The sequence below is a fragment of the Microbacterium croceum genome (genome assembly GCF_023091245.1).
In the GTDB taxonomy this organism is placed as follows: domain Bacteria; phylum Actinomycetota; class Actinomycetes; order Actinomycetales; family Microbacteriaceae; genus Microbacterium; species Microbacterium croceum.
This window is the reverse complement of sequence record NZ_JAHWXN010000001.1, coordinates 1,260,159-1,271,847: the sequence shown is the minus strand read 5'-3', so window position 1 is coordinate 1,271,847 and position 11,689 is coordinate 1,260,159. Positions and strand designations below refer to the sequence as shown.

The window sequence follows — 11,689 nt, the reverse complement described above, 5'->3', positions numbered from 1 at the left end:
GACGATGACGCAGGTGCAGAGAGTCTCGGGCTATTTCAGTCTTGGGGTAGAGCAAGGCGGTCTCGACTTCGTCGACGTGGACGTGAACGGCGACGTGCCCGTCTACATCGATCCCACAGCGATCCGTGTTCAAGCCGGCGATTGGGTCGAAGCGTGCGCTCACGGTCTTTATACCTTCTTCGACGAGCTGCTTGGAGCGATCCGTGCAGATGACCTTCCGAAGATCAGATCACTGATCTACCCTCTCAGCGAGCCGAACGAGACGCATCTGGGAGTTAGCAAGGGCCTGGCGAGAGGACGCTCACTCGGCAGTCAAAAGAAGGCAGATCAGCTTGTCGCCGCCTTGAGGCGAAGCCGTGCGATCAAGAGCGGGTTGATCGAAGACCTTGAGGACACGGTGCTGTTCGTAGACGGCGTTGGCCGGGACATCTTGAGTGACATCACTACCTGCATCATTCGAGCTCACCTGATCGAGTACACAGTGAATCAGTGTCGATTCCACGGGATTCCCTTGGAGAACCAGATCAGTGGTTTGTTCTGGGATTCAGAACAGCGAGTATGGCGCGACGACTACTTCGACCTGCCGCGCGGACCACGGGGCCTGCTCCTACTAGTCCCGAAAGCGATCGTCCGCCTCCACCCGACCTACGAGAAGGGCCAGTTCTACCGTGGGTACCTGCGTCCGTTCTTCGAGGGCATCGAGCTAAGCAAGGGGGTTTCGTCGGAGTTCGTCAGATTGGTACGCGCGGGGAAGAAGAACGCGCGCCTGAAAGTGAACATGGGTCAACTGGACGAGAATCTCGGGACAACCAAGGCGAAGATCGCCGAGAATGCCGAATCATTCCCCCAAGCGATGAAGAAGTACCGCCAGATGAAGGCCGTCGAGGCTCAGGTGCCGCTCTCGCTTGAGGCACTCGCGACTCAAACTGGAACGCCAGAGCCGAGCCTGCGTGAACTCTACGAGGAGATTCTCGCAATCCAACCGGGAAAGGCCGGAGCTACCGCCTACCACCGAGCCGTCGCTGCGTTCCTTACGGCCCTCTTCACAGGGAGTCTCGGAAACCAGCGTCTAGAGGTCACGCTTCACGGACTCAAGCGCATCGACATCACGTACGACAACGTTGCCGGTGATGGACTCTTCAGGTGGTTCGGGCTACATCATGCGGCTGCTTCCGTTCCGGTTGAGTGCAAGAACTACTTCAACGATCCAGCCAACCCCGAGCTTGACCAGATCGCAATGAGACTGTCCCCGGCGAGAGGCGAGATCGGATTCCTGGTATGCAGGACGGTCAGCAACAAGCAACGGCTCCTCGACCGGTGTCGCTCTGCTGCCGTGGACAATCACGGTTATGTCATCGCGCTCGACGACGTCGATCTTCTCAGCCTATTGGAAGAGTTCGAAGCCGCTGAAGCAGATGCGTCCGCTCCCCGAAGGCGGTACACGGTCATCAGAAGCCGATTCGACGAACTTCAAGGGATCACTCCTGAGCGATGAACCGAGCGTGCCGACCTGCGACAGCATCGTCGGTATCGACCCGCACCCAAGTACTATCTGAGCTATGAACCTGATGGACGGCATCACCTGGCTCGACTGGGCGATGGCAGTTCTGACTGTTCTGGGTTTCGTCGGGACGGGCTACGGGTTGTACCGCGCATGGAAGCAAGCCCAGGAAGCCACAACCGCGGCTGAGGCGGCGCAGACCGCTATTACCGCGACTCGCGCCAGGCTCGTCACAGTTGACCTGATGAACGAGTTCGCGACAGTTCGCCAAGCCGCCGCGCACGTCGAATCAGCGACGGAGACGGATAACGTCGAAGTCGCCAAGTTTGCACTAGTTCAGCTTGCGGATGCGATGCGCAGAGGGGTCACGCTCGCGAGAGATCAAGGCAGTCCATCGGTCGATGCCAAGCTGATCGAGGTGCTGGACAAGACGAGCAAGCTAGCCTCAACGGTCAAGGCTGACCTCGCGAAGCGGAAAGCGCCAAAGGTCCGCACGTACACCGGCGTCCTACTGCCCACCTTGACTGAACTGTCTCACTCCTTGCTGGACATCGAGACCGCTCAAAAATACGTACTGACGGAGGAGTGATTATGCAGTTCTCAGGCGAAGAGTGGCTCGCTTTCGTGAGCAAGCTGGAGCAAGCGACTTCGAGCGGAAAGCTTCAGTGGTCCGGCGACGACAACCCGTTCGAGGAGCCGCCCGGATTCGTGGCTTCGATACCGGGCAACGCGATCTACAACGTGCGATCCAAAGACTACGACGGTGAATTTCCGTACCTTCTCCGCATCCTCACGGAGAGCGGAGAAGAGGTCGCTGAGTTCCTTTCTCCTCCGTTCGATAGCTCAGCGTGGGAGCAGACCCCCGAAGAGCGCGCGTCTCAGAGGCTCACCGGCCTGTACGGCGAGATCGTGCGGCGCGTCACCGGCGCTCCCCAGAAAGCGCAATTACTGCTCGATGGTCTCGACAACCTGCTGTCGGACGACCCGTTTTAAGCACGGCTAGGGCCACCCGAAACCTACAGAGGGGTGATCCGCTCCGTAGGGCCGTCCGTCTCCGTAGCCGTTTCTGAACCCTTCGGTTGTGACGGCTCTGGCCACGCATCCGCTACCGCGAGAAGCCGACGTGCGATGTTGCGGACCCACTGCTTAGCGTCGGGGTTGCGCCGTGCCCACTTCTCGAAGCCGTCGAGCTTGGTGATCGTTTCGAGCCGGTCCATCGCCAGAATGAACTCACTGTTACGGATGGCGAGCGAGCGGCTGAAGTCTTTCCGGCGTGGTGGATTCTTGGCCTCACGATGAGCCGTCGTCCGACACCTGGACGAACAGAACCGGGCATCACTGCGTCGCGCCGTGAACTCGCGTCCACATCTGTTACACGTCACGTTGTGTGTCACAGGTAGGCCTCATCTCGGTTAATCTCATCGTATGGTGCAGTGCTCACGTGGCGTCACGCTCCCCGGCCTCAAGCCAAGCGTTCACATCGCTACGGCGGTAACGGATACGCCCTCCAGCCCGGATGAAGCGGGGGCCAGTCCCGCGATAGCGCATCTGCGCAAGAGCAGGGACAGAGCGCCCGAGCAACGCGGCGAGCGTGGCGGGCGTCATGAGTTGTTCGTCAGTGTTCGTCGTCATGGTGCATCTATACGCATGACCTCGACCATCTCCAAAAGATCACCCAACTTAACGAATCGACCGCCGAGCCGTAGGGATACAGCATGAGCAAGAAAGTATGGATTGCCGACAGGTGGCGCGGGGAGAAGACGGGCACCGGCTTGCGTTGGCAAGTCGTCTGGATCGATCCCGACACCAAGCGCGAGAAGAGCAAGAGTTTCAAGAAGAAGGCCGACGCCGACAGACACCAGACCTTCATCGAGCACTCGCTGAGGTCAGACACCTACCTGTCGCCGGAGGTGGCGGCGCTCACGGTCGCGGATGCCGCCGAGGCATGGATGAAGAGCAAGAAGCGGATCAAGCCCGCCGCTCGTCGTAAGTACAGGGACGACCTCGACAACTACGCATTGCCGCGCTGGGGTCATCTGCCCCTGAGCGCCGTCAAACGCCCCGACATCGAAGCATGGATCAGCGACCTCGCGGACGGCACCGCGCCCCGCAGAGCGGACGCTAAGGCCTTCTCAGGCGTGCTCTCCCCCGCGAGCATCGATGGCATCTTCACCGTCCTGAACGCTTCTTTCCGGTACGCGGTGCGCGAGGGCTGGATCAGGCAGAACCCGGCGACCGGCGTGGAGACGCCGAAGGCGAAGACAGAACCCGTCATCTTCCTGACTCATCCTGAACTGGAAGCGCTCATCGACGGCACCCGGCAGGCGGGCAACCTCTCCGATGCAGTCATGGTGGCCGTCATGGGGAACATCGGCCTGAGGCCAGGTGAGGCCGTCGCGCTCGACGTGGCCGACGTGGACATTCCCGCTAAGCGTATCTACGTTTCGAAGACGGTAACGCTTGACGATGACCGCCGTCACGTGATCGGGGACTCTCCGAAGACGGCGGCGGGCATCCGCGCGGTACCCATCCCCCCGCATCTGCTCGATGACCTCAACGCTCTGACCGAGGGCCGCGACGACGGCGACCCCCTCTTCACGTCGCCACGCGGCGACCGGCTCAACCTGTACAACTGGCGCGCGCGAAACTGGACCAAGGCAAAGCAAGCGGCAGGAGCACCGGCAGGGCTGACCCCCAAGGGACTGAGGCACACCGCCGCATCGCTCGCCATCGCGGCAGGGGCTGACGTGCTCGTGGTTCAACGGATGCTGGGGCACGCCAGCGCGACCGAGACCCTGAATACGTACGCGAAGCTGTGGCCGGATCGCTTGAACGAAGTCACCGCCGCGATGTCGAGAGCGCGGACGCACGCTCTGAGTGAAGTCTCTAAGCTCGGTTGAAGACGATGGGAAGCCAGCGATCAGACTTGTAGGGGTGCTGACGGAGCACCGAATTGATGTTCGCGAGGGGAAGCGTCAGACCTTCGCCGTCGATCATGTACACAAGGTTCTGGGTGTTCGTGATCTCCACCCGATCATCCTGGATGAGACGCCCCAGAACCTCTTGCAGTTCGTCGCTTGCCCCCGCCCAGATCGCGACCGGCGCATAGGGCCAGTAGAGCATTAGATCGCCCTCGACCTCGACCCCCTGCGCGGCGAGCATCCTCTTAACCTCGACTACCGTGACGCCCTGCGTGGTGATGATGTGCTGAACAACTGCTTCGTAATCCATGAGCGCAGACTAGCGGTTAACTCTGTCGGATTCGGTCGCATCCTGACCACATCCTGAATGGGCCGGGAACGGAGAAACCGCCTCTCCCTGGTTTTCCCAGATGAGAGGCGGTTTTTCTGTGCGCCCGAAGGGACTCGAACCCCTAACCTTCTGATCCGTAGTCAGATGCTCTATCCATTGAGCTACGGGCGCTCCTGGACCGCTCAGCGGGCCGTAGAACAGCCTACAACAGTCGCGACGGGAAAGCGAAACGGGGCCTCACTCGGCCTCGGCATCGGCCTTCTGCTTCTTCTTGCGCTTGGCTTTGGCGCGCTGCTGCGACGACAGCGCCTGCAGATCGACGAGCCGCAGCGCCTGCATCCGCGCCTCGCGCATGCGGTCGTAGTCGGGGTCCTGATCCGGTCGCATGCCCTCGACCCTCAGTCGGCGGTCGAGGTTGTGGCGCACGTCGGCCCACGCCGCCTCTCGCGCCTCCTCGACGATGACGCGCAGCTGCTCGCGGTCCTCCATCATGGCGCGCAGCTTGGCGGCGACACCGCTGGACTGCTTGGCGCGGCGGCGGAGGTTGCGCACGTCGCGGTCACGATAGTCGTGCGTGCCCGAAGGGTCGGAGTGCCGACCGCGTGCCCGCTTGCGCAGGGCCGTCACGTTGGCTGCGGCCTCTTCGGATTCCTCGGCCATCGCGCGCAACGCCTCTCGGGCGTCGTCGATGTACTTGTCGGTGTCGAACACCCCGTTCTCGGCGATCGTGCCGACGAGGATGTGGTTCTTGACGGCCAGGCGCGCCGCAGCGGTCGCGATCGCGACGCCCTCAGCAATGGCATCCGCTGTCCGTCCCACCGGTACCTCCTCCCACGAGCGTACCGGTATCGCTTGCCGGAAGCGTCGGCCAGAATGGTTCGGATCGGGATCTCACCCGGCCCGACGACCACCCCCGACGGCGCGCACCGCCGCGCGCCAGAAGGAGAAGCATGAAGCACCTCCACCTTGCCGGGAGCACCACCGTGATCACCGGTGCGGCGAGCGGCATGGGCGCGGCGATCGCGCGGCTGCTCGCGACCGAGGGCGCGCATCTCGCCCTGCTCGACCACAATGCCGCCGCTCTCGCCGAGGTCGCCGTAGAGCTCACCGGCACGACGGTGACCACGCACGTGGTCGACCTCCGCGACGACGACGCCGTGTTCGCCACCGCCGCCGAGATCACGGCCGCACATCCGCGGATCAACGCCCTCATCACGTGCGCCGGGTCGTCGATGCTCGGCAACCTCGATCAGCTGACGATGGAGGAGATGCGCTGGTTGACCGACGTGAACCTCTGGGGCACCGTCTCGATCACCAAGGCCCTGCTCCCGGCGCTGCGCCAGGCACCGGCTGCGCATATCTCTCACCTGGCCAGCGTCTACGCGCTCGCCTCTCCCGCAGGGCGCATCCCCTACGCGATGAGCAAGTTCGCCGTGCGCGCGTTCTCGGAGGCGCTGCGGCACGAGCTGGAGGGAACCTCGGTATCCGTCGGCGCGGTGTATCCGGCGGGGGTGCGCACCGGCATCATCCTGCACGGACGCTACGCCGCCGCGATCGATCCCGCCGTCGCCGCACGAGCCGCCGAGGCGCAGGCGGCGATGTACCACACCGAACCCTCCGATGCGGCGGCGCGGATCGTGCAGGCGACGAAGCGCCGCCGCGCCCGCACGATGGTCGGGCGCGAGGCGCGGCTCATCGATGTGCTGGTGCGACTGGCGCCATCGGCATACTGGCGCGTGATGCGCGGCCCGCTGCGTGAGGCGATCGACACCACCACACCGATTCGCTGACGCCCGCGTCTCAGCGCACCGCGCCGACCCAGATGCCCGACGCCCACGCCTGCTGATCGCCGTCGCATCCCACGCCGCCGGGGAAACCGCGCACCACCGCCATGCAGTTCGCCAGGAACTCGGGATCGCCGCCGAACATCGACCGATAGGCCCCCGACGAGTTCAACGCTCCCCACACCCGGAACTGGTAGATGTGGGCGAGCTCATGCGCCATCGCCCAGTTCAACTGTCCCTCGCTCCAGTTCGCGATGTCGGCGCGGTACTTGATGTAGCCGTTGCTGTTCGCGCACGCCGGCGCGTTGCCGCCGGCGCACGACGCGGACTCGTAGAGCCCGACGCCCCCGCCGCCGACGCGGTCGAGGGCGGCGCGCACCCGCGCGTAGCCGTCGGGTCCGCTCGTGCTCCAGGCGGGACCTCCGGGACCGGCGCTCTGGGCGAGCTGGGTCGCCTGCCACGACGCGACCTGCTCGCCGACCTTCACGGTGAGCGCATGCACGGTTGCCGTCGCATTCTTCACAGTGTCGGGGTCGACCCGCTCGTCGAGCACGGCCTGCTGCGCCGAGAGTGCCGCGGCCCGATGAGCGGACGTGTCGACCTTGCCCTTCGCGCGGGCGAGCGCCTTGCTCAATGCCGTGATCTCTGTGAGGAACGCCGGACGCACCTCGAGCACCGCCGCCCGATCCGCCGTGTCCTCCTCGGCACGCTCGACGGCGCCTTCGAGGTAGTCGGTGCGCTGCAGCGCCGTTCGAGTGCTGCCGCTCAACGCCACCAGCTCGGCCACGGCCTCCGCCCGCTCGGCGTCGAGACCGTTCGCGCGTTCCATGACGCCGACCGAGAGCATCATCGCGGCCGCGATGGAGACCGAGACGAGACGACGGATCACGGGAGGAACCCCGTGGAATCAGCGAGCGCCGCGTCTTGCTCGGCGATCTGCGACCGCAGTGCGGTGAGCTGTTCCGCCAGCCGGAGATTCTGGGCACGGGTGTCGGCGAAGAGCCGCTCTGTCGTGACGACCTGGGCCTTGACTGCATCCAACGCCGCCACCCGCTCCTGATCCGCGACCACGACGAGGACCGCCCCGCCCACCAGCAGCAGGCCTCCGACAGCGACAGCAAGACCTCGCATCTCGCTCCCCAGGACAACACGACAGTTCCGGAACGATTCCGATACGCCTCAATATATAGCGATTGCCCCGCCGCGTGCCCTCCCTAGATCCGAGGCGCGGCGCTGCGGAACCGGCGCAGACGCAGACTGTTCAGCACGACGAACACGCTTGAGAATGCCATGGCTGCACCGGCGAGCATCGGGTTCAGCAGACCGAGGGCCGCGAGCGGAATGGCCGCCACGTTGTAGGCCAGCGCCCAGAAGAGGTTGCCGCGGATGGTGCCGAGAGTGCGACGTGCGAGCCGGATCGCGTCGACGGTGCCCCACAGATCCCCGCGCACGAGGGTGAGATCGGATGCCTCGATCGCGGCGTCCGTGCCGGTTCCCATCGCGATGCCCAGGTCGGACTGCGCGAGCGCCGCGGCGTCGTTCACGCCGTCGCCGACCATCGCCACCGAGCGGGCGGCACCCTGCAGTGCGAGCACCTCCGCCACCTTGCCCTCCGGCAGCACGCCGGCGCGCACTTCGGTGATCCCCACCTCTGCGGCGACCTGGGCGGCCGCCTTGGCGTTGTCGCCGGTGAGCAGGATCGGCGTCAGACCGAGGCCGCGCAGCGCGGCGATCGCCGCGGCACTGCGGGGCTTGATCTGATCGGCCACGACCACGACGCCGCGGACCTTGCCATCCCAGGCGACGGCGACAGCGGTGCGAGCCGCGTCCTCTGCGCGATCGAAAGCCGCGAGCAGATCGGCCGGCAGGTGCAGCCCCCACTCGGCGAGAAGCGCGGGGCGTCCGGCGACCACCGCGTGAGAATCGACCACACCGGTGACGCCTCGCCCCTGGATGTTCTGGAAATCGGCGACATCCGCGACGTCCCCGAAGCGCTCGACGGCGGCTCTCACGATCGCCTGCGCGATCGGATGCTCCGACGCATCCTCCACCGCCGCAGCGAGCCGCAGCACCTCGTCGGCATCCTCCCCCTCTGCGGCGATCACGTCGGCGAGCGTCATACGTCCCGTCGTGACCGTGCCGGTCTTGTCGAGCAGGATCGTGTCGACGCGACGGGTGGACTCGAGCACCTCCGGTCCCTTGATCAGGATGCCGAGCTGCGCCCCGCGCCCCGTGCCGACGAGCAGAGCCATCGGTGTAGCGAGCCCGAGCGCGCAGGGGCAGGCGATGATGAGCACGGCGACGGCGGCGGTGAACGCGGCGGCCGCCCCGCCTCCGGCGAGCAGCCACGCCACCAGGGTCACGGCGGCGATCCCGAAGACGATCGGCACGAACACCGTCGAGAGCCGATCCGCCAGCCTCTGGGCCTCCGCCTTGCCGGACTGCGCGTCCTCCACCAGCTGCGCCATGCGGGCGAGCTGGGTGTCCGCCCCCACGCGGGTGGCTGCGACGATCAGCCGACCGCCGATGTTCACGGTGGCGCCGGTGACGGTGTCGCCCGGTCCGACTTCGGTGGGCACGGACTCGCCCGTGAGCATGGAGGCATCGACGGCCGACGACCCTTCGCGCACGACACCGTCGGTGGCGATCTTCTCGCCGGGACGCACGATGAACTCATCGCCCACGGCGAGCTGCGCCAGCGGCATCCGCTCCTCCACGCCGTCATGGAGGATGGCGACATCCTTCGCACCCAGCTCTCCCAGCGCGCGGAGCGCCGCACCGGCACGCCGCTTGGAGCGCTGCTCGAGGAAGCGTCCGAGGAGGAGGAACATCGTGACGCCGGCCGCGACCTCGAGGTAGATGCTGCCGAGCCCGTCGCCGCGCTCGATCGCGAAGCGGAACGGATGCGTCATCCCCCACATCCCCGCGGTGCCGAAGAACAGGGCGTACAGCGACCACAGATAGGCAGCCGAGACGCCGACCGAGATCAGGGTGTCCATCGTGACGGCGCGGTGGCGCGCGTTCATCCAGGCCGCCCGATGGAACGGCCACGCCGCCCAGGTGACGACCGGGGTGGCGAGCACGAGCGAGGCCCACTGCCATCCGGGGAACTGCAACGGCGTGGCCATGGCCAGCACGATCACGGGGACCGCGAGCACAGTCGCGACGATCAGCCGCAGACGCAGGAGCCGGTGTCCGGGGTCGACCGTCTCGGACTCCTCTTCCCGGCGAAGTGCCGCGGTGTACCCGGTGCGCACCACCTCCGAGATCAGCTCGTCGACCGCGACGCCGGGCATCAGCTGCACATGCGCCTTCTCGGTCGCGTAGTTCACGGAGGCGGAGACGCCCTCGAGCTTGTTGAGCCGCTTCTCGATCCGCGCCGCGCACGACGCGCACGTCATGCCGCCGATCTCGAGATCGTAAGCGACCCCTGCGTCTGGAATGGTCACGGCGTCAGGCGCGTACCGCGCTGTAGCCGGCCTCGTCGACAGCCGCGAAGATGGCGTCGTCGTCGAGGGCGATGTCGGAGCTCACGACGAGCTCGCCGGATGCGGCGCTGACGTCGACCGCGGTGACGCCGTCGATCTTGGCGACCTCGGCCCGCACGGAACCTTCGCAGTGTCCGCAGGTCATGCCGGTGACCGCGTATGTGGTGGTGTTCATGAAGCTCTCCTCGCTCGATGTGACCAATACCCCCTAGGGGTACCTGCTCCTGCACAACGATACGTCTTCCCGAGGCATTCCCCAAATGTGATCTCGGTCAGATCTGGTAGCCGTTGGCGAGCCGGCGCTCGGCGACGGCCTGTCCGTTGGCCAGATGCTGCGGGATGAGCGTGCGGATCGTGTCGACGTCGCGCGCGGCCAACGTCTCCAGGATCACGCGATGCTCCTCCGCCATCGCTGGCAGATCGTCGTGCTGCCCGAAGAGCCAGCGCAGCCGAGTGATGAACACGCCGATCAGCTCGCCCAGCATCTCGTTGCCCGCCAGCTCCGCCGCGATCTCGTGGAACTCCGCCGCGGCGATGCGCGCCCCCTCGGCATCGCTCGCCTCTGCCGCATCCCGCTCACGTTCGTACGCAGCCCGCAGCCGCGCGATCCCCGCCTCATCGTGACGTTCGGCGGCGAAGACGAAGATCAAGGTCTCGATCGCCTCGCGCACCTCCGCGAAGTCCTTGATGTCACGGTGGGTGAACTCTCGCACGACCGCCCAGGTGCGCGGGCGCGCCACCACGACCCCTTCGTTGACCAGCGCGCGGATCGCCTCGCGCACCGGCAGCCGCGAGACGTGCAGCTCGGCAGCGATGTCCCGCTCGACGAGCCGGGATCCAGGCGCACGGCGTCCCAGGATGATGTCATCGCGCAGAATGCGCGTGACCCTGGCCGACTCGAGTTCGCCGGTAGCCTCCGCCGCCGTCATCCCGCGATTCTCCCACTCGGCGACAGCCGGGACAAGTTTGGTATCCCATCCCGTCGCGTCCTCACGTCCGCGGCCGCGAACTCAGGGAAGTCGGTTCGCGATCGCGAGGTTGGCCTCGAGCTCCGCAGCGTTCTGACGCACGACGTAGGCCGGACGGTCGCGCTCGACACGCCACGACTCGCTCAACGGCCCGACGTTGACCGTGTCGAACCCGATCTCGTCGTAGAAGCGGGTCACGAACGCCACAGCCTCGGCGTCGTCGCCCGCGGTCGCGAGCGCCCGACGGTTCTCGGTACCGGCGGGCGCGCCGTCCGTGGTGATGTCGGCCGCGTAGATGTGGTTGAACGCCTTCGCGATCTTCGACGTCGGCAGGTGCTGCTGCAGGAGCTCAGACGTCGTGGTCTCACCCTTGTCGAGAGCCTCGATGTGTCCGTCGCGCTCGAAGTAGTAGTTGTTCGTGTCGAGCACGATCTTGCCGGCGAGGGGCTCGACCGGGATCTGGTCGAGCGCGCGCAGCGGCACCGTGACCACGACCACGTCGCCCGCTTCACCGGCCTCGGCGGCCGTGGCGGCACGTGCCCGCGGCCCGAGCTCCTCGACGAGCGCCGCGAGCGTCTCCGGGCCGCGCGAGTTGGAGATCACGACGTCGTAGCCGTGGGCGACCGCCACGCGTGCGACCTGCGATCCGATGTGTCCTGCACCGATGATTCCGAGAGTTGTCATGTGTCGGACCAA

14 protein-coding genes and 1 tRNA gene are annotated in these 11,689 nt (G+C 65.9%); 5 read left to right on the top strand and 10 right to left on the bottom strand.

Annotated features, from left to right (window positions below):
* Positions 1 to 4 precede the first annotated feature (4 nt).
* From KZC51_RS05975 to KZC51_RS05965, 3 genes are all read left to right on the top strand, one after another.
* On the top strand, positions 5 to 1,495 hold the full coding sequence (locus tag KZC51_RS05975) for a DUF8370 family protein (RefSeq protein ID WP_247629093.1): 1,491 nt from the start codon (positions 5 to 7) through the stop codon (positions 1,493 to 1,495).
* Positions 1,496 to 1,559: 64 nt separating this feature from the next.
* A complete protein-coding gene (locus tag KZC51_RS05970; protein WP_247629092.1) occupies positions 1,560 to 2,090 on the top strand; it encodes a hypothetical protein in 531 nt (176 codons plus the stop codon).
* A 2-nt stretch (positions 2,091 to 2,092) separates the two neighbouring features.
* Positions 2,093 to 2,494 (top strand): hypothetical protein, encoded by a 402-nt coding sequence (locus KZC51_RS05965; RefSeq protein ID WP_247629091.1) that lies wholly within the window; start codon positions 2,093 to 2,095, stop codon positions 2,492 to 2,494.
* A gap of 444 nt (positions 2,495 to 2,938) precedes the next feature.
* Here KZC51_RS05965 and KZC51_RS05960 read toward each other — a convergent pair whose 3' ends face one another.
* Positions 2,939 to 3,106, bottom strand: a complete 168-nt coding sequence (locus KZC51_RS05960; protein ID WP_281731905.1) for a helix-turn-helix transcriptional regulator — start codon at positions 3,104 to 3,106, stop codon at positions 2,939 to 2,941.
* Positions 3,107 to 3,216: 110 nt separating this feature from the next.
* Between KZC51_RS05960 and KZC51_RS05955 the strand changes: the two genes are divergently transcribed.
* Positions 3,217 to 4,401 (top strand): tyrosine-type recombinase/integrase, encoded by a 1,185-nt coding sequence (locus tag KZC51_RS05955; protein WP_247629090.1) that lies wholly within the window; start codon positions 3,217 to 3,219, stop codon positions 4,399 to 4,401.
* Here the strand turns inward: KZC51_RS05955 and KZC51_RS05950 are convergent.
* The 3 genes from KZC51_RS05950 to KZC51_RS05940 form a co-directional block, all read right to left on the bottom strand.
* Entirely contained in the window at positions 4,388 to 4,732 is a 345-nt protein-coding gene (locus tag KZC51_RS05950; RefSeq protein ID WP_247629089.1) for a hypothetical protein, read from the bottom strand. The genes KZC51_RS05955 and KZC51_RS05950 overlap by 14 nt on opposite strands.
* 119 nt (positions 4,733 to 4,851) lie before the next feature.
* Positions 4,852 to 4,924: transfer RNA gene (locus KZC51_RS05945), tRNA-Arg, on the bottom strand.
* Positions 4,925 to 4,990: 66 nt separating this feature from the next.
* A complete protein-coding gene (locus KZC51_RS05940; protein ID WP_247629088.1) occupies positions 4,991 to 5,572 on the bottom strand; it encodes an asparagine synthase in 582 nt (193 codons plus the stop codon).
* A 131-nt stretch (positions 5,573 to 5,703) separates the two neighbouring features.
* Here KZC51_RS05940 and KZC51_RS05935 point away from each other — a divergent pair, with 131 nt between their 5' ends.
* A complete protein-coding gene (locus KZC51_RS05935) occupies positions 5,704 to 6,543 on the top strand; it encodes an SDR family NAD(P)-dependent oxidoreductase (protein ID WP_247629087.1) in 840 nt (279 codons plus the stop codon).
* Positions 6,544 to 6,553: 10 nt separating this feature from the next.
* Here the strand turns inward: KZC51_RS05935 and KZC51_RS05930 are convergent, their stop codons facing one another.
* From KZC51_RS05930 to KZC51_RS05905, 6 genes are all read right to left on the bottom strand, one after another.
* Positions 6,554 to 7,426 (bottom strand): hypothetical protein, encoded by an 873-nt coding sequence (locus tag KZC51_RS05930; protein ID WP_247629086.1) that lies wholly within the window; start codon positions 7,424 to 7,426, stop codon positions 6,554 to 6,556.
* Positions 7,423 to 7,668, bottom strand: coding sequence for a hypothetical protein (locus tag KZC51_RS05925; RefSeq protein WP_247629085.1), 246 nt, complete (start codon positions 7,666 to 7,668; stop codon positions 7,423 to 7,425). Before KZC51_RS05925 ends, KZC51_RS05930 begins: the two co-directional genes overlap by 4 nt.
* Positions 7,669 to 7,751: 83 nt before the next feature.
* A complete protein-coding gene (locus tag KZC51_RS05920) occupies positions 7,752 to 9,938 on the bottom strand; it encodes a heavy metal translocating P-type ATPase (RefSeq protein WP_247630593.1) in 2,187 nt (728 codons plus the stop codon).
* 52 nt (positions 9,939 to 9,990) lie between these two features.
* On the bottom strand, positions 9,991 to 10,200 hold the full coding sequence (locus KZC51_RS05915; protein ID WP_247629084.1) for a heavy-metal-associated domain-containing protein: 210 nt from the start codon (positions 10,198 to 10,200) through the stop codon (positions 9,991 to 9,993).
* Between the two features lie 97 nt (positions 10,201 to 10,297).
* Positions 10,298 to 10,954, bottom strand: coding sequence for a GntR family transcriptional regulator (locus tag KZC51_RS05910; RefSeq protein WP_247629083.1), 657 nt, complete (start codon positions 10,952 to 10,954; stop codon positions 10,298 to 10,300).
* 81 nt (positions 10,955 to 11,035) lie between these two features.
* Positions 11,036 to 11,689: an NADPH-dependent F420 reductase gene (locus KZC51_RS05905; RefSeq protein ID WP_504925992.1), complete on the bottom strand. Its 654-nt coding sequence runs from the start codon at positions 11,687 to 11,689 to the stop codon at positions 11,036 to 11,038.

Bases quoted from the DNA above. Each gene is read 5' to 3' on its own strand.
- KZC51_RS05975 (WP_247629093.1), top strand. From the start codon at position 5: ATGACGCAGGTGCAGAGAGTCTCGGGCTATTTCAGTCTTGGGGTAGAG.
- KZC51_RS05970 (WP_247629092.1), top strand. From the start codon at position 1,560: ATGAACCTGATGGACGGCATCACCTGGCTCGACTGGGCGATGGCAGTT.
- KZC51_RS05965 (WP_247629091.1), top strand. From the start codon at position 2,093: ATGCAGTTCTCAGGCGAAGAGTGGCTCGCTTTCGTGAGCAAGCTGGAG.
- KZC51_RS05960 (WP_281731905.1), bottom strand. From the start codon at position 3,106: ATGACGCCCGCCACGCTCGCCGCGTTGCTCGGGCGCTCTGTCCCTGCT.
- KZC51_RS05955 (WP_247629090.1), top strand. From the start codon at position 3,217: ATGAGCAAGAAAGTATGGATTGCCGACAGGTGGCGCGGGGAGAAGACG.
- KZC51_RS05950 (WP_247629089.1), bottom strand. From the start codon at position 4,732: ATGGATTACGAAGCAGTTGTTCAGCACATCATCACCACGCAGGGCGTC.
- KZC51_RS05935 (WP_247629087.1), top strand. From the start codon at position 5,704: ATGAAGCACCTCCACCTTGCCGGGAGCACCACCGTGATCACCGGTGCG.
- KZC51_RS05925 (WP_247629085.1), bottom strand. From the start codon at position 7,668: ATGCGAGGTCTTGCTGTCGCTGTCGGAGGCCTGCTGCTGGTGGGCGGG.
- KZC51_RS05920 (WP_247630593.1), bottom strand. From the start codon at position 9,938: ATGACGTGCGCGTCGTGCGCGGCGCGGATCGAGAAGCGGCTCAACAAG.
- KZC51_RS05915 (WP_247629084.1), bottom strand. From the start codon at position 10,200: ATGAACACCACCACATACGCGGTCACCGGCATGACCTGCGGACACTGC.
- KZC51_RS05910 (WP_247629083.1), bottom strand. From the start codon at position 10,954: ATGACGGCGGCGGAGGCTACCGGCGAACTCGAGTCGGCCAGGGTCACG.